This window comes from Dysgonomonas sp. UBA7630, assembly GCF_002483985.1.
In the GTDB taxonomy this organism is placed as follows: Bacteria; Bacteroidota; Bacteroidia; order Bacteroidales; family Dysgonomonadaceae; genus Dysgonomonas.
In genome coordinates, this window is record NZ_DLIY01000020.1 from 167879 (window position 1) to 194403 (window position 26525).

The 26525-nt window shown below is 38.9% G+C and carries 15 protein-coding genes and 1 pseudogene; 8 read left to right on the forward strand and 8 right to left on the reverse strand.

The features are described 5' to 3' along the window. The first annotated feature begins 93 nt into the window (after positions 1 to 93). The 3 genes from B3P17_RS09165 to B3P17_RS09175 all read left to right on the forward strand — a co-directional run bounded on the left by B3P17_RS09165 (position 94) and on the right by B3P17_RS09175 (position 6610). On the forward strand, positions 94 to 753 hold the full coding sequence (locus B3P17_RS09165) for a suppressor of fused domain protein (RefSeq protein WP_252636788.1): 660 nt from the start codon (positions 94 to 96) through the stop codon (positions 751 to 753). 242 nt (positions 754 to 995) lie between these two features. Beyond that, on the forward strand, positions 996 to 5438 hold the full coding sequence (locus tag B3P17_RS09170) for a translocation/assembly module TamB domain-containing protein (RefSeq protein WP_252636786.1): 4443 nt from the start codon (positions 996 to 998) through the stop codon (positions 5436 to 5438). Continuing rightward, a complete protein-coding gene (locus B3P17_RS09175; RefSeq protein ID WP_252636784.1) occupies positions 5438 to 6610 on the forward strand; it encodes a THUMP-like domain-containing protein in 1173 nt (390 codons plus the stop codon). The genes B3P17_RS09170 and B3P17_RS09175 overlap by 1 nt, the downstream gene beginning before the upstream one ends. A gap of 3 nt (positions 6611 to 6613) precedes the next feature. Here the strand turns inward: B3P17_RS09175 and lipA are convergent, their stop codons facing one another. The 7 genes from lipA to B3P17_RS09210 all read right to left on the reverse strand — a co-directional run bounded on the left by lipA (position 6614) and on the right by B3P17_RS09210 (position 14543). After that, complete coding sequence (lipA, locus tag B3P17_RS09180; RefSeq protein WP_135105022.1) at positions 6614 to 7456, reverse strand: lipoyl synthase; 843 nt, start codon at positions 7454 to 7456, stop codon at positions 6614 to 6616. A gap of 147 nt (positions 7457 to 7603) precedes the next feature. Beyond that, positions 7604 to 8032 carry a hypothetical protein gene (locus B3P17_RS09185; RefSeq protein ID WP_252636783.1) on the reverse strand — a complete coding sequence of 143 codons (429 nt, stop codon included), beginning with the start codon at positions 8030 to 8032 and terminating at the stop codon, positions 7604 to 7606. 218 nt (positions 8033 to 8250) lie between these two features. Next, positions 8251 to 9723 carry an acetyl-CoA hydrolase/transferase family protein gene (locus B3P17_RS09190; RefSeq protein WP_291105213.1) on the reverse strand — a complete coding sequence of 491 codons (1473 nt, stop codon included), beginning with the start codon at positions 9721 to 9723 and terminating at the stop codon, positions 8251 to 8253. Between the two features lie 137 nt (positions 9724 to 9860). After that, positions 9861 to 10778, reverse strand: coding sequence for an endonuclease/exonuclease/phosphatase family protein (locus B3P17_RS09195; RefSeq protein ID WP_252636779.1), 918 nt, complete (start codon positions 10776 to 10778; stop codon positions 9861 to 9863). A gap of 161 nt (positions 10779 to 10939) precedes the next feature. Beyond that, a complete protein-coding gene (locus B3P17_RS09200) occupies positions 10940 to 11470 on the reverse strand; it encodes a biotin/lipoyl-containing protein (protein ID WP_252636778.1) in 531 nt (176 codons plus the stop codon). A gap of 10 nt (positions 11471 to 11480) precedes the next feature. Then, a complete protein-coding gene (locus B3P17_RS09205; RefSeq protein ID WP_252636777.1) occupies positions 11481 to 12983 on the reverse strand; it encodes an acetyl-CoA carboxylase biotin carboxylase subunit in 1503 nt (500 codons plus the stop codon). Between the two features lie 18 nt (positions 12984 to 13001). Then, entirely contained in the window at positions 13002 to 14543 is a 1542-nt protein-coding gene (locus B3P17_RS09210) for an acyl-CoA carboxylase subunit beta (protein ID WP_291105219.1), read from the reverse strand. Between the two features lie 515 nt (positions 14544 to 15058). Between B3P17_RS09210 and B3P17_RS09215 the strand changes: the two genes are divergently transcribed. Both B3P17_RS09215 and B3P17_RS09220 read left to right on the forward strand, forming a co-directional pair. Next, on the forward strand, positions 15059 to 17080 hold the full coding sequence (locus B3P17_RS09215; protein WP_252636775.1) for a TonB-dependent receptor plug domain-containing protein: 2022 nt from the start codon (positions 15059 to 15061) through the stop codon (positions 17078 to 17080). A gap of 108 nt (positions 17081 to 17188) precedes the next feature. Further along, entirely contained in the window at positions 17189 to 17827 is a 639-nt protein-coding gene (locus tag B3P17_RS09220; RefSeq protein WP_252636773.1) for a YiiX/YebB-like N1pC/P60 family cysteine hydrolase, read from the forward strand. A 52-nt stretch (positions 17828 to 17879) separates the two neighbouring features. On the opposite strand, the pseudogene pheT reads toward B3P17_RS09220, so the two are convergent. Further along, positions 17880 to 20334 (reverse strand): annotated as a pseudogene (gene pheT / locus B3P17_RS09225) (phenylalanine--tRNA ligase subunit beta). A gap of 257 nt (positions 20335 to 20591) precedes the next feature. Here pheT and B3P17_RS09230 point away from each other — a divergent pair. From B3P17_RS09230 to B3P17_RS09240, 3 genes are all read left to right on the forward strand, one after another. After that, positions 20592 to 21854: a hemolysin family protein gene (locus B3P17_RS09230; RefSeq protein ID WP_252636769.1), complete on the forward strand. Its 1263-nt coding sequence runs from the start codon at positions 20592 to 20594 to the stop codon at positions 21852 to 21854. Between the two features lie 136 nt (positions 21855 to 21990). Beyond that, positions 21991 to 24258 carry a cation:proton antiporter gene (locus B3P17_RS09235; protein WP_291105226.1) on the forward strand — a complete coding sequence of 756 codons (2268 nt, stop codon included), beginning with the start codon at positions 21991 to 21993 and terminating at the stop codon, positions 24256 to 24258. A 26-nt stretch (positions 24259 to 24284) separates the two neighbouring features. Next, the gene (locus B3P17_RS09240; RefSeq protein WP_252636766.1) at positions 24285 to 26501 is read left to right on the forward strand and encodes a tetratricopeptide repeat protein; all 2217 of its coding nucleotides are present in this window, start codon (positions 24285 to 24287) and stop codon (positions 26499 to 26501) included. The last annotated feature ends 24 nt before the right edge of the window (positions 26502 to 26525 follow it).

Here is a 26525-nt window from a genome sequence, read left to right on the forward strand (position 1 = left end):
ATTATATTTGTATGTATCGTACTGATATTGGAGTGTTATGAGCTAAGTGCTCGGAACAAAATAGGTAATTTAGAAGAATAGAATAGTACATAAATGACGCAAAAAGAATATAAGAATTTATTCGATGAAGATGATCCTGTAGGATGGCTGGAGATAGATAAGGTAGTGGAAGGTATCTATGGAGATCAAAAACCTCGCCATTATGCTCCTCCTCTACATTACATGGTGGGTGGGGAAGACCCGTTAGATGGTGTGAGTATATACGATTCGCAAAAAGATATATTTCATCGCCACTTAGTAAGCTATGGCATGTCAGAACTTTATTATAATGAAGAGGCTGCCGGAGGTGAATTCAGTAAATGGGGATTTGAATTTACATTCCGCCTCAAACCTTTTGACGAAGATGGTGACGACCCTACTTGGGTAGTCAACCTCATGAATAATCTTGCTCGCTATGTAATAAAGAGCGGTAAGTGGTTTGAAGAATATCATGTCATACCCGCAAATGGCCCTATTCGCCTGAACTCTACAGACGAAATTAATATTGTAGGGGTTGCTTTTGTTTCCGATCCTGAATTGGGAAAGATACAAACTCCGCACGGAGAAGTGTCCTTCTTGCAAATGGTAGGGCTTACTGCAAATGAAATGGATCGGATTACATCGGCAAACTCGGCTTATGATGAGGTGAAGAAAGTCTTAGACGAAATAAAGACAACAAATCCTTTGATGATAACCGACTTGCTTCGGAGATAGATTATAGCGTAGTATCTGAAAGCTTTCTGTCTTGTAAGTGTGTTTACAAAAGGTTTTCCATAATTAATCTTAATAGTACACTAAAAGTGCAAGATAACTGTTTTAGGAGTAAGAGGGAATCACTTTTTTTGGTAATTTTGTATCTCTAAAAAGGAAGCGATATTAAACGGTTTAAGCAAATATTTCTCACTGTATTAGGTATAATAGTTGGACTCGTAACCCTGCTATTTGGACTGTTGAATATGCCTGCTGTGCAGGAATATGCTAAAGGTATTATTGTAGATGAACTAAAAGCAAAAATAGGAACTGAACTAGGTATCGGTAAATTGCATTTTCAGCCATTCAATACTGTTCAGTTAGACAGTGTTTACTTGTATGATCAGTTTCAGGAGAAAGTGCTGTTGGCCGATAAGATATCAGCCAGTGTCGATCTCATCTCTTTGATGCAAAATAAAATAGTGGTAACCTCTGCATGGCTTTCCGATTTCGAGGTTCACCTTTCTAAAAAATCTGATGATTCGCCTCTGAATATACAGTATATTATCGATGCTTTTAAACCAAAGGATGATAAGCCCAAATCGAAAATAGAAGTCAAGCTGAATGCTGTAAATATTACGAATGGTCAATTCTATTACGATATAAAAGATAAGCCTTTAGTTGTTCATCATTTTGACAAAAACCACATAGCCGTATCCGACTTGAATGCAAAGTTGGCGATGAAATCTCTAACTTCGGATTCGTTGAACATTCAAGTCAAAAAGTTTGCTCTTAGGGAGAAAAGCGGACTGGATATATCTGATCTTACCTTTCGTATAATCACTCAAGGAAAGAAAGTTTCTATAAGAAATTTTGAGCTCGACTTGCCTTCATCCTCGTTAGAGCTAAGTCGTTGTGAAATAGATCTGACACCTACCAGTGATACCGCTAAGATAATGGACTACGCCAGTATCGATTGTGTTGTTGCTACATCTTATATATTACCGAAGGATGTTTCTGCATTAGTACCTATTTTGAAGGACTTTGATGATAAGATCATTATCAGCGGGCAAGTCAAGGGTAAGATTGATGATCTTACTGTATCGGGTTTATCTTTAGATTACGGGAAAAAGATGCATTTGATTGCAAATGCAGAAATCAGAGACATGAGAGACCCATCGAAGACGTATGTACTAGGTAGTGTCGATGAATTATCGTTAACCCATACTGAATTGTCGAGTATTATTGACAACTTCTCGTCAAAAAAGGGGCAACTGCCTGCTCAATTAAAAAAACTTGGGGCAATATCTTTCAGAGGAGATATTTCGGGCTATCTCGATCAACTTGTCGCTTTTGGTAGTGTAGAAACTGATTTGGGGGTGGTTAAAACAGATGTGCTTTTCGGAGTTAATAATCCGAAGCCGGGCATCGAAACATACGTAAAAGGTAAAGTATATACTACCGATTTCAGTTTGGGAACATTCTTGGATAATAAAGATCTCAATAAGGCTTCTTTAAGCTTAACAGTGGATCTTGAAAAACCAAAAAATGGTAAGCTGAGAGGTAAAGCCGAAGGGATTATTCCAAACTTCGATTATAAAGAATATTCATATAAAAATATAAAGCTTGATGCCGGATATGATGGCTTGCGCATTGATGGTAAGTTAGTGGTTGACGACCCGAACGGAAAGCTTGATATAGCGGGTTTGTTTGATCTTACAGATAAGAATATGCCCGAACTCGTTTTCAAGGCAAAGGCGACAGACATCCAATTAGATAAATTGCATTTGGTAAAGAATATGCCTTATTCTTATTTATCGTTTAATATAGATGCAGACTTTGTGGGTAAGGATATAGATAATGCGCAAGGGTATATACGTATCGATTCGGTAGACTTTCTTCGAGAAAATCAAGTTTTCAAGATGGACGAGTTTCTTGTTAAGTCTACAATAGATTCTTTGGGACATACACTAAGCATAAACTCTGATATACTTAACGGACATGTCAATGGTGACTACTCTTTCTCTACGATGGCGAATAGTATTTTAGAAACACTACATCCATATTTGCCTGCATTGATAAAAGTAAATGGAAAGAAGGTAGAGAAAAGCGTAGTTAATAATAATTTCACATTCGATTTTGCTATCAATAATACGGAGACATTCAGCTCTGTATTTAAACTGCCTGTTACGGTCATAAATCAGGCTAAAATCGTAGGACGGTACGATAATCATTTGGATAAATTTAAAGTGGAAGTTTTCACTCCGGCGATCAAAGCTGCCGGAATGAACATAAAATCAGGCTATATCCTTGCCGAAAATGAGAATTCAGACAATGTTGTCAACACTCGCATAGATGCCTCTATAATTGGGAAAAAAGAAGTGACAAATGAAATTTCTGTAAAATCTACATTAGCCAACAACAAGATAAATACCAATATTTCTCTTCTTAATGATGGAATGCAGAAGGCTAAAGGTGATTTTTCTATTTCCACGTTATTTACCAAAGAAGACAGAAGGCCTTTGATGATTGATATTGAAACACTACCAAGCGAGCTAATGCTGAACAATACGACTTGGAAGATGGAAAAATCTCATATTAAAATACAGGATGGGCATTATGCTGTTAATAATTTTTCGGTATATACAAGTGACAAAAGTCAAGAGATAAAGATAAACGGCAGTTACTCGCCAAGCAGTTCTTCGGATATATTGAAGGTAGAGCTGAAGAAGATCAACTTAGAATATGTATTCCAGACATTAGCAATCGATGTGTTGAGGTTTGGTGGAGCGGCTACAGGTAGTTTGTTTATGTCTAGCATCGAGAACAAGCCATATCTGAATACACGTTTAGATATCACTGACTTTAAGTTTAATGGAACAGAGCTTGGGCGGTTAAATATATTCAGTGAGCTGGATGACGAAACCAACAAAATAATGTTGGATGGGATGATTGTCAGCAAAGAGAATAAGAAAACAAAGGTAGACGGAGAAATAGATCCGATACATCAGGGGCTTTCTATAAATTTTGATGCGGATAGTCTCGATATCAGTTTCCTGAATAGGTATGCAGAGGCTGTTTTTCAGAATATAAGCGGTAGAGGTACAGGTAAAGTTCATTTGTTCGGAGACTTTTCGGATGTTACCGTTGAGGGCAAGGCTTACATTAAGGACGGGAATATAGGGATTAACTTTCTGAATACAAATTATAAGTTTTCGGATACGATCTACATGAAAAAAGATCTTATCTACTTTACCAACATCACTCTCATCGATGAATACAATAATAAGTCTTTAGCCAGCGGGAAGGTGGCTCACGACTACTTTAAGGATTTCATGTATTTAGTCGATCTCTCAGCCGATCATTTCCTTGTATATAATGCCACCCAAAAACAAAATCCAATCTTTTATGGAAAGGTATTCGGTAGCGGGAAAGGGACTATTGGGGGTGACGAACGAGCCGTAGATATAGATATTAGCATGAGAACTGAGGACAAGACACTCGTCCGTATGAATTTTATGGAGAATATCATAAATGAATATTCGTTTATCAATTATAAGTCGAAGCAGAAGACCGATTCTATAACCACTCCAAATATAGCGGAGGTTGCTCCGCCGATACAAGCCAGCTCCGGCATGGAAATAAATATGAATTTTTATATTGATGCCACTCCTAACGCTACAGTAGAAATTCTAATGGACCCTGTGGGCGGTGATGTAATTAGCGGAACGGGTAGTGGTGCGATGCAATTTCAATGGAGTTCAAAATCTGCGCCTCGCTTGTTTGGAACATATACTATAAATAGAGGAAGTTACAATTTTACTTTCCAACGATTGATGGAAAGGCGGTTTACAATAGAGGATGGAAGTACAGTGCAATTCAAGGGTGATCCGTTCGAAGCCATTTTGGATGTAACAGCTATCTATAAGCTGACAGCTAGTTTAAGAGATCTCGATCAAACTCTAATAGAAACAACCGGGCAGACTACTATTCCGGTAAACTGTGTTCTGGATCTCACAGGGCCGTTGAGACAACCTACCGTGGGGCTTGATATACAATTCCCTGCTGCCGATCCAGAAGTGGCACGGCAGGTGAAGAGTCTTATAAATACTCCTGATATGATCAACTGGCAAGTTGCATATTTGCTGCTCTTGTCTAAGTTTGATAGCCCTAAAGGATCAAATACCCCTTACGAAACTTCAGACTTTGCGGCCGTGGCTTCGGCTACACTGTCGAATCAGTTGACCAAAATTGTCAGCCAGATAGATAGTAGATGGGAGCTCGGAACGAATATACGTTATAGTGATAAAGATTTCACAAGTACAGAAGTAGAACTCATATTGTCTAGTCGTTTGATGAATGACCGGCTATTGATAAATGGTAACTTTGGATATCGCAATGATGTAAATATCAATAACGGCAAAGAAGCCATGATTAGTGATGTTGATATCGAATATTTGCTCAATAATGCCGGAACATGGCGCGTAAAAGCATACAACCACTATAACGAGAAATTCTATTATACCGGAAAAACATCGCAGTCTCAAGGGGTAGGTCTTATATATAAGAAAGACTTTGATAACCTCAGAGACCTGTTTGGATTCCCTACATTAAAGACAAAGTCTGTTCGAGATACGGTTACTCCTATATTACCTGACTCCACAAAAAGAGGTAGTTCGTTGAGCCGATTTATCAGAATGAAAAAATAATGCTAAGTCCTTCACTAATAGATTTTATAAAAGAGCATGAGTGTGATGATATTCATGAGCTTGCTTTATCTGCAAAGCGATATCCAGATATAGATATCCAATTGGCAGTACAGCAGATTTCAGGGCGAAAGATTGCAAAAGAGAAAGTTCCTTCGTGGTATCATATCGATTTCATTTTATATCCGAAGCATATCTCAATGGAACAATGCTCTTCGGAGCAGACCGCCCGATATAAGGCGGGTTTGGTGGAAGGAAATTCTATGATAGACCTTACAGGAGGTTTTGGTGTCGATTTCTCTTTCATAGCTGCAAAATTTAAAGAGGCTATTTATATAGAGCAGCAGGAAGAGCTGGCTGAAGTTGCAAAATATAACTTAGATGTTTTGGGTCTCAAAAATGTTCGAGTAGAAAGTACCGATGGAATAGCATATCTTGAAAAATTATTACCTGTTGATCTCATATATATTGATCCGGCAAGACGTAGTAGTGAAGGGCGAAAGATATTCCGTATAGAAGATTGTACCCCTAATATAATTGAAATAGAAGATTTATTGGACGCAAAGGGCGAGAGGATAATGATAAAACTATCACCGATGCTTGATATTTCATTAGCTCTAAAGTCTTTGAGGAACGTATCTGATATTTATATTGTAAGCGTAGCAAACGAGTGCAAGGAATTACTTTTTATAAAAGACAGGAATAAGAAAGATCAGCATATTCATTGTGTGAATATACAAAAGGATAAGACTGATATACTGTCATTTCGTAAAGAGGACGAAGATTTAGCTCATGTTAATTATGCTTCATCTGTTGGACAATACCTATACGAGCCCAATGCTTCAATATTGAAAGCGGGGATGTACAAATCCGTAGCGGATATTTACAAATTAGAGAAGTTGAACCCAAGCAGCCATTTATATACGTCTACTGATCTGATCTCTGAATTTCAGGGGCGCAAGTTTGTTGTTGAAACGGTATGCTCTTTCAATAAGAAAGATATAAAACAGCACTTATCTGCTATAAAACAAGCGAATATAACTACACGCAATTTTCCTGTTTCTGTTCAAGAGATCAGAAAAAAGACAAGAATAAGTGAAGGTGGAGATATTTATATATTCGCCACCACACTATCTGATGAGAAAAAAGTCCTTATTATTTGCCGTAAGGTTTGAATATTACAGGCAATTTTCGGCATGATAAGAAGATCGTACGAGTGGACCGCTTTCTACATAAGAAAATCCTTTCTCCAAAGCAATACTCTTTAATCTCTTAAACTCGTCCGGGTGAATATACTCTACTACAGGCAAATGCTTTTTGCTTGGTTGAAGATATTGTCCGATAGTAAGTACAGAGCAGTTTGCCTCCAAAAGATCGTCCATCAGCTGATAGATTTCTTCTCTTGTTTCTCCAAGTCCGACCATCATACCCGATTTTGCCTTTAATCCGTTTTCTGCAATCCGTTTCAATACAGACAGGCTTACATCGTATTTAGCTGCACTTCTCACTTGTGGTGTCAGGCTTCGTACTGTTTCCATGTTATGAGAGATAACATTCGGTGCGGCTTTGCAAACCATATCAATCAACTCGGTATTACCTCGGAAATCGGGGATCAGAACCTCCAGAGTTGTATTCGGATTTACTTCCTTCACCTTCGTGATTGTTTCTACCCAGTGCATAGCACCCTGATCTGGCAGATCGTCCCGGTCTACGGATGTGATAACGGCATGTTTCAGATTCATCAATCGGATGGATTCTGCTACATTTTGAGGCTCTTTTGGATTCAATGCCAGAGGCTTTCCGGTTTTTGTGTTACAAAACTTACATGACCTGGTACATATATCGCCCCCGATCATGAACGTGGCCGTTCCTCGTCCCCAACATTCTCCCATATTAGGACATCTTCCGCTCGAGCAAATTGTATGTAGGTTATGTGATTCTACTATATGTTTGGTTTGTGAAAAATTATTATTTCCCCCAAGTTTTATTTTTAACCAATCTGGTTTTTTTACGTGTTCCATTGAATACTTTTCTATTATTGAATAACAAAGATAGGAGATAGATAATAAAACCTTAATTTTAAAAGGTTAAAATAAAAACTAGATTATAAGAAATGTAAAAATCCTGACTTGTTTCTAGCAAATCAGGATTTTCTTACAAGCACTTCCTTAATATAATGATACCAACTCTAAAGGTTTACCGCTTATTTTTGTTCGCTCTATGGTTGCCAGATTGCCATCCGAATCATATTTATATGTTATCAGATCAGAAATATCAGTCCATTTTTCTTTTCGGATGTCCCATTTCGTGTAATAAATGTTATCTATCTGATCGTTGGTGTTATACTCGAATTGGTATAATGATAGGGCTACCCATCCAAGGGTTTTGTTCCATTCATAAGATGTGCGTTTTGTTCTGTATCCATTGCAATCATATTCATATACAATTTTGGAGGTAATCTCATTATTCTTATATATTAAAGATTCTCTCTCTTGTGGTTGTCTTTCTTTTAATGTTACCTCAACTTTCCTCTGTGCATATATTCCGATAGATAGAAATGAGATGATTGCTAATGTGATAAGTTTTATTGTTTTCATAATTGTACGCTTTATAGTAAAACATTTTATTTTACTACTATAAAATCAATTACTGTGCCATTGTTTTTAATGTGCAGTGTATTAGTTGTTTATGTTAATTCGTGGAAGCCTTGTTGTGTTCATAAACGGACATCATGTATGTTTATAAATAAAAAATCCTGTACTCAATAGTTGAGCACAGGATTTCCTATAATATTGTAGTACTTAATCTATCGAGATCAAGCTTTCTTTTCTTTAGTCCATTTCACGTTGCGCATATCGCCGGTTTCCATGAAAGCTTCGTGGAAAGCAAATCCGTCATATAAGTCAACAGGNNGATATTCTCTTAACAATGGACGATATTCCGGATGAACACAGTTTTCGATAATCGCTTCTGCTCTTTCTTTAGGGCATTTACCGCGAAGGTCTGCAATACCATATTCACTGATAATGATTTTAACAGAGTGCTCGCTATGATCCTGATGTGATACCATAGGAACAAATGCACTGATTTTGCCATCTTTAGCTACTGACGGAGTTACAAATACAGATACATAAGCACTACGGGTAAAGTCTCCCGAACCACCGATACCATTCATCATTTTAGAGCCTGTAACGTGAGTAGAGTTGATATTACCATATATATCAGCTTCCAGAGCTGTATTAATAGCGATAATACCTAAGCGACGCACAATACCCGGGTTGTTAGAAAACTCAGAAGGACGAAGTACAAGTCTTTCTTTGAAGAATTCCAGATTCTTGTAGATCTTTTCGATAACAGGGTTACTTACTGTTAACGAACATCCGCTTGCAAATTTTACACGTCCGCTTTCCATCAAGCTGATTACTGCATCTTGAATAACCTCTGTGTAAACCTCAAAATCAGGTATTTCTTTGCTTTGACCCATTGCTGCCAATACTGCATTTGCAATATTACCTACACCCGACTGAACAGGAAGGAATGTTTTAGGCATACGGCCTTCAGCCATTTCTTTAACGAAAAAGTTAGCAACGTTTTCTCCGATTTTTGCTGTTATTTCGTCTACAGGGCTAAAGCCACCACCTTCGTTCGGCGTATTTGTTTCTACAACGATTATTTTGCTAGGATCTACTTTTACGCAGTCGGTACCCATACGGTCTTTTACAGAATATACCCCGATCTCTCTACGGTGTGGAGGGTTTGGCAACTCTGCAATATCGTGTATACCACGCATTTCTTTCGGATGCCATCTGTTAAGCTCTACAATTACAGTTTTAGCAAGGCGAGCTACAGTAGGTGTGATTCCTACACCGCATGTTGGTACTATTTCACCGTCTTCGGTAATGTCACACGCTTCGATAATAGCAAAATCCACTTGTCCAAAAAAGCCATAACGTATTTCCTGAGCAAGCTGAGAAAGGTGCATATCAAAATATTTAACCTCCCCGCTGTTGATAGCATTTCGCATATCTTTACTAGACTGGTACGGTGTACGGAATTTAACTGCATGAGCACGAGCCAGTGACCCGTCGATAGAATCGCCTGTAGATGCTCCGGTAAACATTCCTATCTTGAATGGATTCCCTTTTGCATGTTCTGCTTCAGCTCTTTTAGCTAACGCTACTGGTACTACCTTAGGACATCCTGCGGCAGTAAATCCGCTAAATCCTACATTGTCATTGTGTTTGATAAGTGCGGCTGCCTCATCAGCAGTCATAAATTTTAAAGCCATGTCTTTTCTAAAAGTATGATTAAATAAATTGTATAAAGTTGATTTTTAACACCTTCTCTTTGGCGCTGCAAAAGTACAAAATTATTAACTGAACAACTAGAGATTAACATTAAAAATTGAAATATAGCGGTTTATTCCTACTTTTTCTTGTATATGAGTTTTACAGACACCGGAAAATGGTCTGAAGGCAAACGTATATCGCATCCATTGAAGGAATATTCCTTCGGGAAATCACCCGTTTTGATGTTGTTTTCACCATCTCTTGGAGTACGATAGGTATCGGTTAATACACCATAGCGTTCTACAGACATGCTTGGGCTTACAAAGATATGATCGATACGGCTACTTGTTAGCAGATCGGGCTTGAAAGCATTGAATGTTCCGTTCAGTGCATATCTCACTGCTGCACGGTCGTATGAGTCGGTAAGGATTCCCGATGTGCTTAGTAATGTATAGCTTTTGTGTGTTTGATCTACATTGAAGTCGCCGGTTAAGATTACAGGATCATTGCCGCACATTTCTTTTATCTTAGTCAGTACCAGCTTAGCACTTTCTTCACGGGCTATTACTCCTACATGATCCATATGCAGGTTGAAAAACCAGAACTTAAGTTTGCCTTTTGTTTCTTTCAGTTGTACCCATGTACAAATACGGGGAAGTGCAGCATCCCAGCCTTTGTTTGGCTCATCCGTTTTTTCTGCCATCCAGAAATGTCCCGACTTTAATACTTTGTATTTATCTTTTTTGAAAAAGATGGGAGCATACTCACCTTCGGTTTCCCCGTCGTCTCTACCTACACCTACATAGCTGTATTGTGGCAATGCATCGAGCAAGTCTATCAGCTGATTGTGTTTTACTTCTTGTGAACCCCAGATGTCGAAATCGTTATAGGCTATAAGGTTGGCAATAACAGGACATCGGGTTGCCCATCCGTTGCCTTTGTTGGCATCACCTTGATTATCATTTCTGATATTGTACGTGGCTACATTAAGAGTTTGGGCAAAAATAAAAGAGCATAAACAAAGGAGGATAATCCCTAAAAGTGTTTTTTTCATATTTTGGACATTTATAGATTGTTTGAGTACAAATTTAACCCATAAAAAGGAAATAACCCGCCGAAGCAGGTTATATTATATACTACATATCGTAAAAGATATTAAGTAGTCGAAATGAAATTTATTGTTGCTGATACTAGAAGCGAGAACCTATTTTTTTATTATACTTCTTTCTCCAATTCTATCAATAAATCACTTTTGCTTGTCGTATCGCCTTTCTTTACCAATACTTTTTTTATGATACCTTTGGTGCTTGCCAAGATCGCATTTTGCATTTTCATGGCCTCCAAGATCAAAAGAGTATCGCCTACCTTTACCGTATCGCCGGCCTTCACCAATACATCGAGTATTTTACCCGGCATAGGAGCTTTTAGCCGTATCGTAGTAGATTCGCTTAGTAAGTTGGCCAATAGCTTCTTACGCTCCAACGAAAAAGGAGACTCAATCGAAAATACATAACTGACACCATTCACCAGCAATTCATATTCATTCTGGTGCTGGGCTATTACTTCTACAGGATAGGTAAGCCCATTCACTGTCATTGCGGTAAAACCATCAGGCGTAGTTTCTATTTTGAAGTCCAGCTCTTTAGAATTGTGTGTATATTTTCCATTTTCATCGATAAGGAAATCAAATGTTTTGTTCGAATTCTTATCTAAAGCTATGATTGGTTTATGTTGTTTATTTTTCATAATCGATGTATTACATATTATTAATCCTGTTTCTCATAGCCCAAGGGTCTGTTTCTTCTTTCTTCTCTGTAAGTGCCTCGTTTTGTTTCTTAAACTGATTGGCAGAGAACAGTGCTGCAAAGAGGTCTTCATCTTTCTCACGATATACGAGTGAGTCTAATTGTTTTTCGATGAAGGATGTATTGTAATCACCTTTTTGAAATGTTTTGTTATGCAATACAGCTTTGTCGAACGGTATTGTTGTCTTTATACCCTTTATATGGAATCTATTGAGAGCCTTGATTGTTCTTGCAATGGCGGTATCCCGATCCTTTCCGTGAATAATTAATTTGGCAATCATAGAGTCGAAGAAAGGAGTAACTTCAGAGCCCACCACTACGCCTTTATCTATTCTGGTGTTGCTTCCTTTTGGCAAGCTCATTGCCTTGATGATACCTGTACAAGGTGAGAAATTAGCTTGCACATCTTCTGCATTGATACGACATTCGATAGCCCATCCGTTGAGTTTTACATCGTCTTGCGTAATCGGGAGTTTTTCTCCGTTGGCAATTCGTATTTGCAGTTCTATAAGGTCTAATCCTGTTATCATTTCGGTTACAGGGTGTTCTACTTGTACACGGGTATTCATCTCCATAAAGTAGAAGTTTTTGTCCTTATCAAGTAAGAACTCTACTGTTCCCAAACTTATGTATTTCGCTTCTCTTGCAAGTGAAACAGCAGCATCGGTCATCTTTTTCCGCAGCTCATCGTCCAGAGCCGGAGAAGGGGCTTCTTCGAGCAACTTCTGATGTTTGCGTTGTACCGAACATTCTCTTTCTCCCAGGTGGATAATATTACCGTGGGTGTCGGCTACTATTTGTATTTCAATGTGCTTCGGATTCTCCAAATACTTTTCTATAAATACAGATGGGTTGCTAAATGCAGCGAGTGCTTCGGATGAAGCGGACAGATACATTTGTTTGAGGTCTGATTGTTTGCGTACAATGCGCATCCCTCGTCCTCCACCTCCGGCAGAAGCTTTTATGATTACAGGGAAACCAATCGATTTTGAAATTTCGATAGCCTCGTCCAGTGTGCTGACACTGCCGTTGCTACCCCCTAGCATGGGTACATTGCCTTTAGCTGCGATATTCTTTGCAGTGATCTTGTCACCCATATTCTGTATGATACGTGGCGAAGGTCCTATGAAAATAATTCCTTCCTCTGTACAGCGGGTCGCAAACTCTGCATTTTCGGATAGATATCCGTATCCGGGATGGATAGCGTCTATTTTGTTTCTTTTAGCTAATAGCACCAGGCATTCTATATCCAAAAATTCAGGCGTTTCGTTTATCTCCCTATCCGGAAAATTGACGATGCGGTCTACCTGAGTCAGATAATATGCATCAGGTTCTTTTACTGTGCGTATACCTACAGATTCTATGCCCATTTTCTTGGCGGTCTGCGCTATTCGGATAGCGATTTCTCCACGGTTGGCAATAAGAATTGATTTTATCTTATTTTTATTTTTCATCAGATACAATTTTAAGTATTACAAAGGTAGATTACCATGCTTACGCTTAGGACGTAACTCAATTTTGCGTTCAAGAGCTTTAAGGCTCGAAGCAATCTTCTGTTTGGTTACAGCAGGGTCTATCACTTCATCTATATATCCTTTTTCGTCTGCTATATACGGATTTGTAACCTCTTCTCGATATTTGTCGGTAAGTTCTTTTTTCAGTAGAGCCGGATCTTCCGCTTCGTTCAATTCCTTGCGGAAGAGAATGGCAATAGCTCCGTCAGGTCCCATTACTGCAATTTCGGCAGTTGGCCATGCAAAACTAAAGTCGCCTCCGATTCCTTTGCTGTTCATTACGATATATGCCCCACCATATGCTTTTCGAAGGATGATTGTTATCTTGGGTACATTGGCAAATGTATAAGCATACAAAAGCTTTGCTCCGTGACGGATAATGCCCTCATGTTCCTGATCGGTTCCCGGAAGGAATCCTGGAACATCCACCAGTGTTACTATTGGTATATTGAATGCGTCGCAAATATTGATGAAACGTGCTCCTTTTACCGAAGAGTGTGTATCGAGTGTCCCTGCCATTACTTTGGGCTGATTGGCTACTATTCCCACAACACGGCCATCGATACGGGCAAATGCTGTAAATATATTCGCCGCATGGTTTTCCGATATTTCCAAAAAGTCACCATTGTCTACGATCAATCTCACTACTTCTTTTACATCGTAAGGCTTGTCCGGATCTTCGGGTAAAATATTTCGGAGTTGCTCATCATCCCGTGTTGCCGTTTCTGCCGGTTCGGTGAGCGGCGGATTCTCCATATTATTTGATGGGAGGTAGGAAAGTAATTTCTTGACGCCCAATATTGTATTTTCGTCGTCGCTATATACAAAGTCAGCTACTCCCGATTTTGAAGCATGTACAGATGCTCCACCCAAATCTTCGGTGGATACTGTTTCGTTGAGTACTTCTTTCACCACGTTAGGGCCTGTAACAAACATATAGCTTGTGTCGGCAGTCATGAATATAAAATCGGTGAGGGCAGGGGAGTATACTGCACCTCCGGCAGCAGGTCCCATTATTACTGATATTTGAGGTATAACGCCAGAGGAAAGCACATTTCTTTTGAATATACTTGCATATCCATCCAAGCTGCTGATACCTTCCTGTATACGTGCGCCTCCCGAGTCGATAAGTCCCACCATTGGCGAACCTGTTTTGAGAGCCATGTCCTGTATTTTGGCTATTTTTGCGGCATGGGTTGCTCCAAGAGAGCCTCCAAGTACATTAAAGTCTTGTGAATATGCATACACCAAACGTCCGTTAACTTTTCCGAATCCTGTAATCACTCCGTCTCCAAAAGCTTTTACTGTTTTTCCGAATGAGGATGTTGCAGGAGGGGCGTAAGCATCTGTTTCTTCAAATGTATCTTCGTCGAATAGAAGAAGGATACGTTCGCGTGCAGTTAGTTTGCCTCGCTGATGTTGTTTTTGGTAATATGTGTCGTCATATTGTTTCTTCAAGAGCTCTTGACGAGCAATGAACTGTTCGTATGATTTCTTCATTTTTATGTATTTATTAAGATACTTTTGGTTGGAATAATAAACTCTTAATTCTGTAGAAAATAATGGTATTGTTCATTATTTATTTTGTTTCCTTCGTATTTCATGTTAGTTCAAAACAGTAAATATAATAGAAATATTTTATTTGAATGTTGAACTGCATAAAAATTATCAATTACAGAACCTCTCCTGAGCAGTGGAGGTTTGAGTATTTATTGGATACAATGTGAATAGAGTCATTCTCTATATGTGTTTTATTATTAGTTTCTTATATTCTTTTTGAACGATGTCTATCAAATTTGCACTCTATTTAAAATATGGTTTGATTTCATAGATTTTTAAAATATTTTCTTCTTGACTATTCCTTTCTCTAAGTGTTTGATGTTTAAACTACTTTGCTCTAAATTATTTAAGCTGTAGACTGTTGTTTCTATAATTCTAGCTGATATACATAGGTGAAGTTGTGTAGAATTTCTTTACTTTTGCAGCGACATTTTATTATTAATTAACTAAACAAAATGAATCAAAAACAAGTAAACAAACAGCAGGCTTATCGCTTTAAAAGATTTTTGCGGAAAGCCTACAGTGCATTCAACAGTATGCACAGGCTTGTTAACATTGGGGTTGTGACAGGATGTGCACTTACATGTCTTCATGTATCGCTCGCATCTGCACAAACTACAAGTAACGAGCAACAACAAAAAGTGATGGAGAAAGAGCTCGATGAAGTGATGGTGACGGCATCGCGGGTAGAGATGCCGATCAACCAAACAGCCAAGCTGGTAACAGTAATCACTAAAGAGCAAATAGAGCAGGCGCCCGTCCGGAGTATTCAAGACTTGTTAGTTTACGCCGCTAACATAGATGTGATTCAACGAGGCGGACATGGTGTACAAGCCGATATCTCGATCAGAGGTGGCACATTCGATCAAAACGCAGTACTTCTCAACGGAGTAAATCTCTCCAACCCCCACACAGGACACTACAGTTTCGACATTCCAATCAATCTTTCCGACATCGAACGTATCGAAATCATTCACGGCCCATCAGCCCTGATATACGGAGCCAGTGCATTTTCGGGGGGGATCAATATTATTACAAAGAAAAGTGCAGATTATAAAGCTTATGCCAGTGTAGAGTCGGGCATGCACAAGTTGCGTGGCATGGAAGTACGTGGTGTGGCAAAAGCAGGCATAACAACAAATAGTTTGTCGGTAGGCTATAACTCTTCTTCGGGTTATATAGCCAATAGCGACTATGATCTGTATAATGTGTTGTGGCAAACACGTTTCAGACTTAACGAGTCTAAAATTGACCTGCAATTAGGTTATAACGATAAAAAATATGGAGCTAATACTTTCTATTCGGCGAAGTATCCCAATCAGTATGAGCGTACAAGCACATATATGGGGTCTCTGAAAGGAGAGTTTGGTTCTAAATTCAAAATAATTCCCATTGTATATTGGGACAGGCATCACGATCAGTTTGACTTGATCAAGGATACCGACAAGGGGCGCAACTATCACCGGAACGACACTTATGGAGCGAATCTTATCTTTAGCTATGAATCCCGATTGGGGATTACCAGCTTGGGCGGAGACTTGCGAAAAGAAGATACAATGAGTTCACTATTAGGAAAACCGATGGTAGAGCCTCACCGGAAATATAAAATGTATGATGACCGCACCAACGCTAGTGTGGCATTCGAGCATACTTTAAGTATCGAAAAAATTGTGTTGTCTGCAGGTGTTTTGATGAATCATAACACATTGTTGAGTGGTAAATATAGGTTTTACCCCTCGGTGAGCGCTACATATCGGCCTGTAGAAGACTTTAATATATCGTCATCGTGGAGCAAATCGACACGGATGCCTACTTTTACTGATCTTTATTATACAACAGAAACCCACAACGGAAACAGCGGATTGAAACCAGAGAAGTCAGAGTCTCTCGATCTTAACTTCAAATACAATAAATCGTTTTTCTCTGCATATCTCACAGGCTTTCTTCTCTGGGGACGAGATATGATAGACTGGGTAAAGGTGAATGCGGATGATACAAAATGGGCATCGTGGAATCTTACAAAAGTAGATACAAAAGGCGTTGAAATGGGAGTGAAATTTCGATTGGCAGATGTGTTCCCAGTATTAGGCGAGCAATCTTCCATATCTCTTGACTATGCACGTATGCATCAGACCAGCGATGCGCAAAATATGATATCATTGTATAGCTTGAATTACTTGCGCGATAAGTTTACGGCACAGTTTCATCATCAAATTTATAAAGGATTTTCAGCAGGTTGGTATTTCCGTTTTCAAAAACGGATGGGATTTTATGAAAAGTATGAAAATCTGGTGAAGGTTGGTAATGAGCATTATCCGGCATTCTCTACACTCGACCTAAAGCTTAATTACAAGTATAATGATCTACAGTTGAATTTGAGTATGAATAATCTGTACAATACTCATTATTTTGATAGAGGGAATATTCCTCAGCCGGGTTTTTGGTTGATGGGTGGTATTAGTTATACTTTTAGATAGAATTAATAGGGATTGTCTGTTGTCATAGACATAGTGTTTTGTTATACTGAAAACAGGAGTGAAACATCTCTTATAGCAACAGGCAATCCTTCTACATACCTCAATAATATGAAAACAATTGTTCTTATTTTATTCCTATTGCTTCCATTTCATATTTCAGCCGATAACTTTAAGCTGCAAGCAGGAGACCTTATTTTTCAGGAGTCTTGCTCGGGAGATATGGGCAAAGCAATAAAGGAAGTAACATCGAGTATCGATCAATATCATTTTACCCATGTGGGTATGGTCTATATAGATGAAAATGACAGCATCTATATAATCGAAGCCACTCATCCCAGAGTTACTGTTACTCCTTTGCATGAATATCTCTATCCCGAAAATAATAAAGGTTGCTATCCAGTATCTGTTGTGGGGAGGTTAAAGGCAGAATATCAATATTGTATATCCCGGGCAATACAAGAAGGATTTACGCTGGTAGGGAAAGAATATGACGATGGCTTTGTGATGAATAACGATAAATATTATTGTTCCGAATTTATTTATGAGATATTATTAAGAGCAAATAACGGGACTGCGATTTTTCCTCTTAATGTTATGACATTCAAATCTCCCGGTTCGGATGAAATAACAGAGGGTTGGAAGGAGTATTTCAATAAACTGCATCTTCCTGTACCCGAGGGTGAGCTTGGTATAAATCCCGGAGCAATGTCACGATCGGAGGTAATAGATATTGTACATTATTATTAAAAAAATAGGCTGCTTTACGAAGCAGCCTATTTCATCTATTTTAGTTTGAGATTTATCTCAACTGTGCACCTAATTCGCTTTCTAACGATTTTTGTATCTTTTGCATGATGCCATCAATCTGTTTGTCATTCAGAGTCTTTTCATCGTCCTGAATAACGAAGTTTACTGCATAAGACTTTTTGCCTTCGGGTAAATTTTTGCCCTCGTATACGTCAAACAAAGAAACGTTCTTTAATAACTTACGTTCGGCTTTGTATGCTATCTTCTCTATCTGATCGAAAAGGATATTCTTATCCAATAACAGAGCAAGGTCACGTTTTACAGCCGGGAACTTTGATATTTCCGTGTAAGTGATGCTATGCTTCTTGATCTCTTTCATCAGGCTATCCCAGTTTAGTTCGGCATAGAACACTTCTGCATTAATGTCTTGCGATTTCAGCACTTTCTTGTTAACTATACCCAATACGCCCAGAGATTTACCTTTTCCCTTGGCTTGTATATCTAAAGCTGCTGTAAATATTTCGTTCGATGTCTGTACGTATTCATACCTGTTGGTTGCGATACCCAAACGGGCTAATATATTTTCAACATACGCTTTTAGTTGATATACGGATGTCTTTTCATCGCCTGCTGCCCAACTATTGCTTATGTTGTTTCCACTAAGCCACAAGCCAAGATGAAACTCTTCGTTGTATTCTTTTAAAGTTTCACCCTCCACCTTCTTAGAAGCATCATAGAAATAGCAGTTCCCGAACTCATAGAATTTGATGTCAGGATTCTGATGATTACGGTTGTATGCAATGCTCTCCAAACCTCCGTAAATCAAGGTTTGACGCATCACATTAAGGTCGTTGCTGAGCGGATTGATAACTCGTACGCTGTTAGCCACAGGGTATAATTGAGAGTCTGAATAATAAGCTTCTTTTGTAAGCGAGTTATTCATTATTTCTTTAAATCCGCTACCTGTCAATTGCTCGGAGATCAGATTTTGTAAGTCATAACTTTTGTCTGTAGGTGTTTCGTACGAAAGGTTCGACTTTAGGCTGTCGCCTATTTCGATGTTGTTATATCCGTAGACACGTAATATATCTTCGATCACATCTACATCACGCAATACATCTACTCTATAGGTAGGGATAGACAGGCTAAGCGTATCTTCCGTTTCTTTCTCTATTGTAATCTCTAAACTTTCGAGGATAGATTTTACAGTTTCTTTTTCGATAACCTTTCCTATCAGGCTATTAACTTTATCGTACGACAGCTCTACTGTAGGTTTTGCTACAGGGTTAGGATATATATCTTGTATCGGGCCTACTATCTTACCTCCTGCAAGTTCTTGTATCAACAACGCAGCACGTTTCAATACATAAATCGTGTCGTTCGGATCACAGCCACGTTCGAAGTGGAACGAAGCGTCGGTATTTAATCCATGACGACGTGCCGATTTGCGTATCCATGTAGGGTTGAAGTATGCACATTCGAGGAAAACATCGCTAGTCTTTTCCGTAACCCCCGAATCTAATCCGCCAAATACCCCACCGATACACATGCCTTCTTTGTCGTTGCATATCATCAAGTCTCTCTCGCTAAGTGTACGTTCTACTTCATCTAGTGTAACGAACTTAGTTCCTTCCGGTAAGGTTTTTACAATTACTGTTCCTCCCGAGATATGAGCCACATCGAATGCGTGCAATGGATGTCCCAGTTCTTGCAATACATAGTTGGTAACATCTACTACATTATTGATTGGGCGCAAGCCTACAGAAGTAAGCCTGTTCTTAAGCCACTCGGGACTTTCGGAAACTTTTACGTCTTTTATTGTTACTCCTGCATAACGTGGGCAGGCTTCCGTATTTTCTACTTTTACAGGTACACCGCCGTTTGGTTCATCCAGTTGAAAGCTTTCAACTGATGGACTTTTCAGTGACCCTTTTAGTTTGTTTTGTTTCAGATATGCAGCCAAATCACGGGCAACTCCAAAGTGTGAAGCTCCGTCTATACGGTTTGGTGTAATATCCACTTCGAGAATATATTCGCTCTGTATGTTGTAATATTCTTTTGCCGGAGTACCTACCTTAGCATCGGCTGGTAATACGATGATTCCCGCATGGCTTGTACCTATTCCTATCTCGTCTTCGGCGCATATCATGCCAAGCGACTCCACACCTNNTCTTTATCGTAAAAGACTCATCGCCCGAATATAGTTTTGTTCCTACTAATGCAACCACCACTTTTTGTCCTGCGGCAACATTTGCAGCTCCGCACACTATTTGTAGTGGCTCACTTTGCCCAACGTTTACCGTTGTGATGTGCAGGTGGTCTGAGTCGGGATGATCTACACAAGTGAGTACTTCACCTATCACTAGGCCTTCGAGACCTCCTTTTACTGTTTCTACTTCTTCTACACCGCCGGTTTCGAGACCGAGAGATGTCAGGGCATCGGCAGTTTCCTGAGGGGATAAATCGAAGTCAAGATAATCTTTTAACCAGTTGTACGAGATGTTCATATATTAATGTTTTTATTTTTTCGAAAAAGTCCGTCAAAAATACAAAATTTATTTCATTCGGTTGTTAATATAGTCTATCGAATCATTTATTTGAGAAGTGGGTTATATCCTGTTTCACGTATTTATTCCTTTAGGAGTGATCCCAAACAAAGCAATTAAGATTGAACGGATTTTCAAACTTTCTTAATAAATATCAAATAAATGTATTTTGCATTTGTAATATCTTTACCTTCGCTTGACGAATATTAATAAAATATATGGAAATCGCAATCATAGTTCTTTTGATATTATTGAATGGTGTTTTTTCAATGTCCGAAATTGCTGTTATCTCAGCACGTAAATCAAGTCTCAAAACGGAAGCAAAACGAGGCAGTAAATCTGCTCAGACTGCAATAAAACTGTCCGAAAATCCCGATCGTTTTTTATCTACTGTTCAGGTGGGAATTACACTCATCGGTATCCTCACGGGGCTCTATTCGGGAGATGTATTGGCCGGCGATGTATCGGCATTATTTATCAATCTGGGGCTTTCTGCAAACTATGCATATCCGCTAGCTCGGTTTGGTATTGTTATAATAGTTACTTATTTCACAATTGTTCTTGGCGAATTGGTGCCAAAACGTATTGGGATGAGTTCGGCAGAGAAAGTCGCTAAAGCTATAGCTCGCCCGATGCATTATTTGTCTATCGTTGTATCTCCTTTTGTATGGCTGTTATCCAAAAGCTCGGCATTAATATTTCGCATGCTGGGTATTTCTCTGTCCGAGTCTAAAGTTACAGAAGAAGAAATTAAGTCGATGGTAATTGAAGGAGCCGAAGACGGTGAAGTACAGGATGTAGAAAAAGAAATCGTAGAGCGTGTCTTTAATCTGGGCGATAGGGATTTGGAATCTATTATGACCAATCGGGGAGATATTGTATGGATAGATACGGATATGACAAATGATGAGATCGTGACGCTTATACATAAATACCCCTTTGATAAATATCCTGTAGGAACTAAAGATTTGGATCATGTGTTGGGAGTTGTTTATCTGAAGGATATGTTTGGGAAGATCGAATCTCCCGACTTTGATGTGAAAACTGTTGTACGTCCTGTTCAGTTCTTTTCTGAAAGTATGGAAGTGTATAGTGCCCTAGCTGACATGAAGGCTAATCATATATCCTATGCTCTTGTTTGCGACGAATTTGGAGCGGTGAGGGGAATTGTTACATTAAAAGATATTCTGGAAGCATTGGTCGGTACTTTGTTAGATCCGCAGGAAGAGCCGGCAATCGTACAGCGTCAGGATGGAAGTTGTCTTATAGATGGGCAATGCTCATTCTACGATTTTCTTGTTTATTTCAGAATGGGAGATATGTATAACAAATACGACTACAATACAGTAAGTGGTCTGATACTGGATAAACTGGGACATATACCGAAGACCGGAGAGATTCTGAAATGGAAAGTTTTTATAATCGAAATTGTAGATATGGATGGCGTTCGTATAGATAAAATACTAGTTAAAAAAAATTAATATATATAATGCTTATATATACGCTATTTAAGTAAAGTAGGAAAGGAATCGAAAATAAACCATAATTTTGTCTTCGCTTAGGCAAAACTATTATATGGTACTTATAATTAATTAAGGTTGTTAACGGAGAACAGGTATGAAAAAATTAAAGAATGTACTTTTTTACATTATATCGATAGGGTCATTCTCTCTCATATTACTTATTATACTTCAACTTGGTAAAAATAATCTGGAGGTAGGACGTACCATCTCTGAACAAACAACAGGAGAAACCGCATGGGGCGAATTTGGCAAAAGCTTATTGCATAATATAAGTGTTCCTTTCGCTATCCTGATGTTGCAGATAATTGTAATAATGCTGGTGGTGAAAATTTTTGGCTGGATATGTCGAAAAATCGGTCAAACTTCTGTGATTGGCGAAATAGCGGCAGGGATCGTATTAGGTCCATCTTTATTAGGCTTATATTTTCCTGAGATTTCCCAATTTCTGTTTCCTGTATCTTCGCTTGTGAATATCAACTTGTTGAGTCAGGTAGGGCTGATACTCTTTATGTTTATTGTGGGTATGGAGTTGAATCTGAATGTGTTGAAGAACAGGGCTCACAGTGCCGTAATCATAAGTCATGCGAGCATTGTCTTTCCATTTACGTTAGGAGCATTACTGGCATATTTTATATATGAAGACTTTACGCATGCGCATTCCGGGTTTGTTTCGTTTGCACTATTTATGGGAATTGCGATGAGTATAACAGCCTTTCCCGTTTTGGCACGTATTGTACATGAGAAGGGAATTAATAAGTCGCCGGTAGGGCCAATGGTTATTACCTGTGCAGCCATAGACGATATCACAGCTTGGTGTTTGCTTGCCGCAGTGATAGCGATAGCCAAAGCCGGAACTTTCACCAGTTCGCTATATGTGATCTTAATGGCTGTGGTATATGTACTTATTATGTTTAAGGTTGTTCGCCCCATCTTAAAAAATATTGCAGATAACCACCATTCGAAAGGGATGTCCAAAACCATAATGGGTGGCTTTATATTGATATTGTTCTTATCGGCATATACTACCGAGGCTATCGGTATTCACGCTTTGTTTGGGGCTTTCCTTACAGGGGTTATAATGCCATCGAATATCCGTTTACGTAATCTTCTGACCGAAAGGATAGAATATGTAACACTAATAATCTTATTGCCTCTGTTCTTTGTTTTCACCGGATTGAGAACCGAAATCGGTTTATTAAATACCGGACATTTGTGGCTAGTATGTTTTATTGTGATTGCGGTTGCCGTAACCGGTAAATTTTTGGGTAGCGCCTTGGCTGCTCGCTTTGTGGGACAAAACTGGAAAGACAGTTTGGTGATAGGCGCATTGATGAATACCAGAGGTTTAATGGAGCTCGTTGTCTTAAACATCGGTCTCGACTTAGGAATATTAACGCCCGAACTATTTGCCATGATGGTGATTATGGCATTGGTTACCACGTTTATGACATCGCCTAGTTTAAATATTTTGGATAAGATATTTAAACGAAACGAAAATTATTCTGAAATATCGGCACAAAAGAAATTTAAAGTATTAGTGCCTTTTTCAAGCCCTCAAACAGGGCGCAAGCTGTTGCTTTTGGCAAGCTGTTTGATAAAAAGAAAACAGTCACAGTCTGATCTGACATTGTTGCACTTGACGGAAGGTAGTCCGATGCATCAATACAATATAGATGAGGAAGAAGATCGTGTTTTTGAGCCCGTTAAGGAGGAGGCTCACTCTTTGCAACAGGATGTAAACACGATGTTTGAGGTTACAAACAACTTTCAGAACAGTATTATAAAAATTGCAAACAAAGGAGAATACGATTTCCTTTTGATTGGGAATAAAGGATATACATATTCCGACAGGTTTCTAGGGCGTTTCTCCAATGCTCTGAGTTATGTTCCCGATTATATCTTTTCTATCGTGCAGAACAAGATCAGAAAAAAAGGAACATTCAATGCTCCGTTCGATGATCGTACCCGCTCTATTATTTCGAAGACGAATATGCCGGTTGGCATATTTATTGATAGAGGATTAATAACTATCCGTAACATTTTTGTTCCTATATTGGATGAGGATGATATTTTTATGGGTGACTTTATGGAAAGGCTGGCCGAGAACTCATACGTGAGAATAACATTATGGGATCGTGTAGGATTGGCCGAGAACTCGATAGAATTTGTAAAGTCTGTAAAGGCGATAAAAGCTGTGAACCCATACCTGTTTCAGCTGTGGAACAACAATATACCCGTAGATAGTGATATATTGATGAAACAAGATTTGATCTTGATTAGTCTCAATAGTTGGAAAGAACTGGATGTGAAAAAACCTAACTTGCTTCGTGATGCTCCTTCTACACTGATAATGACTAATTGAGCATAACCCATACATAGTATTAAAGAATGAACAGTCGCGATATAATAGCTCTTAAAAAAGAAATACTTCAAAACCTGTCAAAAAGACAGTTGAAAGATGTGTTTGAGTCACTGACAAAGTTGGTCGTAAACCTTCAGGATTGGAAAGTGTCTGAAACATTGAGCGAACTGGAGACAAACTACAAATATATGCTTCATTACCTGTTTGAAGGTGTTGAAGATACCGAACGGGATAATGTGTATCGTAATCTCCTAAGATCTCTATATGAGTTGACAGACGATGTTGCCGATGAACTGTTAAATACAGAGTCGACCAATATATTTTATGAGAAGTATCGGATAAACAGATTAAAGACAAATACGCTGCCTGATTATTTGATGCAGTTGAAGGATATCTCCGATTCTATGTCTATAGTCGATTTGCTAGAGGCGGGAGAAGAAAAGAACCAGCGAAAGCTCGATTTGGCGGTAAGGCGTGAACGTGTAGCTTCCGATTTATTCTCCAAAGTATATGTCTCTCCCCGAGCCGAAGAAAGCGACTATAATGATTATATCTCTTTTCTCGAAAACGAGGTGATGCCTGTAAGAGAAAAGAGCTTGTTGTTGTCTGCATTGTCTTTAAGCTTGTTCCATCGTTTCGACTATAGAAAAGTACAGGTGTTGATGTATACTTCTTTTTCCGACAATATGCAACTGCGTGTAAGGGCTATTGTAGGTCTTGTGATTGTCATGCAGATGTACGATGTGCGTTGGTCATTGTATCCTGAGTTGCAAAACCAATTGGATATTATGTCCGAAAATCAGGAATTCCGCAGGGCTGTTCGCCGTGTTGTCATTCAGTTGATTCGTTCGCGCGAGACGGAACAGATTAGCAAGAAAATCAGAGAGGAGATTTTGCCAGAGATGATGAAGTTTAATAATCTGGCCGGTCGCAAACTGAATATGGAAGAGCTGATGGGCGGTGATACAGACTTTTCGGAAAAAAATCCTGAATGGCAAAAGGAGCTTGAAGAATCGGGACTTGGTAAAAAGTTACAGGAATATTCCAATTTGCAAATGGAAGGTGCTGATGTGTTTCATTCTACATTTTCGGGATTAAAGCACTTTTCTTTCTTTTCCGAAATGAGCAATTGGTTTATGCCTTTCGATCCTTCGTACTCTGAGCTTATGAGCCTGTTTCCCGAAGATAGCGGAAGTAATCTGCTGAAGACTGCCGTTCTCGATTCGGGGCATATGTGCAACTCGGATAAGTATTCTTTCTGTTTGAGCCTGTTACAGATATCTCCTGCACAACGGGATATGATGATGGGGCGTATGGGTGCCGAATCGGAAGAGATAAAGCAGCTGCAAAAAGAGGCACAGGCAATGAATCCTACTATCGATGACGAAGTTACCTCAAATCAATATATTCAAGATCTGTATCGTTTCTTTAAATTGCATCCATATCGCAACAACTTCTTTGACGTATTCAAGCTGAATTTGAATTTCTATGACAAGAAGTCTATTGCTCCATTGATATCCGATGAGGAAAGTATGAGGAAGATTGCTCAGTATTGTTTCGACAAAAATAATTTCAGTGAGGCATTGGATGTTTTCAATCGTTTGATTGATATTGATAGTCAGAATGATGATATCTGGCAAAAAATAGGGTATTGCAAGCAAATGCTCAACAACCAGGACGGTGCTTTGGCTGCTTACTTGCAGGCAGATGTGCTGAGACCCGATAATTCGTGGATCATAAGACGTATAGCACAGATATACCGAACATTGAAGAAGCCGGATATGTCATTGTACTACTATCAGAAGGCAGCAAAACTGAATCCTGATAATATAAACACGGAGCTGAATATAGGACATTGCTATCTGGAGATGAACGATTATGAGCAGGCCTTGAATACGTATTTTAAGGTAGAGCTATTAGACTCTAAGGGCACAAAAGCGCAGCGTCCTATTGCGTGGACTGCATTCCTGTTGAGGAAATACGAGTTAGCTCAAAAATATTACAATCAAATTTTAGAAAGAAAACCTACGATACACGATTTTCTGAATGCCGGACATGTAGACCTCTGCGCCGGTAATATGAAAGAAGCTATCGAACATTATAAACAAGCTGTATACAAAGATAATGACTTCGAGCTGTTTGCAATGTTGTTTGATGCAGACAGAGAAAGTCTATTAAATCATGGCGTAGACGCAAAAATATTCCCTTTCTTATTCGATCAGATCAAATACGGAGTCGGATAGATTGAAGGTGTTTTTGAATAATAT

Bases quoted from the DNA above. Each gene is read 5' to 3' on its own strand.
- B3P17_RS09165 (WP_252636788.1), top strand. From the start codon at position 94: ATGACGCAAAAAGAATATAAGAATTTATTCGATGAAGATGATCCTGTA.
- B3P17_RS09170 (WP_252636786.1), top strand. From the start codon at position 996: ATGCCTGCTGTGCAGGAATATGCTAAAGGTATTATTGTAGATGAACTA.
- B3P17_RS09175 (WP_252636784.1), top strand. From the start codon at position 5,438: ATGCTAAGTCCTTCACTAATAGATTTTATAAAAGAGCATGAGTGTGAT.
- lipA (WP_135105022.1), bottom strand. From the start codon at position 7,456: ATGGAACACGTAAAAAAACCAGATTGGTTAAAAATAAAACTTGGGGGA.
- B3P17_RS09185 (WP_252636783.1), bottom strand. From the start codon at position 8,032: ATGAAAACAATAAAACTTATCACATTAGCAATCATCTCATTTCTATCT.
- B3P17_RS09195 (WP_252636779.1), bottom strand. From the start codon at position 10,778: ATGAAAAAAACACTTTTAGGGATTATCCTCCTTTGTTTATGCTCTTTT.
- B3P17_RS09200 (WP_252636778.1), bottom strand. From the start codon at position 11,470: ATGAAAAATAAACAACATAAACCAATCATAGCTTTAGATAAGAATTCG.
- B3P17_RS09205 (WP_252636777.1), bottom strand. From the start codon at position 12,983: ATGAAAAATAAAAATAAGATAAAATCAATTCTTATTGCCAACCGTGGA.
- B3P17_RS09210 (WP_291105219.1), bottom strand. From the start codon at position 14,543: ATGAAGAAATCATACGAACAGTTCATTGCTCGTCAAGAGCTCTTGAAG.
- B3P17_RS09215 (WP_252636775.1), top strand. From the start codon at position 15,059: ATGAATCAAAAACAAGTAAACAAACAGCAGGCTTATCGCTTTAAAAGA.
- B3P17_RS09220 (WP_252636773.1), top strand. From the start codon at position 17,189: ATGAAAACAATTGTTCTTATTTTATTCCTATTGCTTCCATTTCATATT.
- B3P17_RS09230 (WP_252636769.1), top strand. From the start codon at position 20,592: ATGGAAATCGCAATCATAGTTCTTTTGATATTATTGAATGGTGTTTTT.
- B3P17_RS09235 (WP_291105226.1), top strand. From the start codon at position 21,991: ATGAAAAAATTAAAGAATGTACTTTTTTACATTATATCGATAGGGTCA.
- B3P17_RS09240 (WP_252636766.1), top strand. From the start codon at position 24,285: ATGAACAGTCGCGATATAATAGCTCTTAAAAAAGAAATACTTCAAAAC.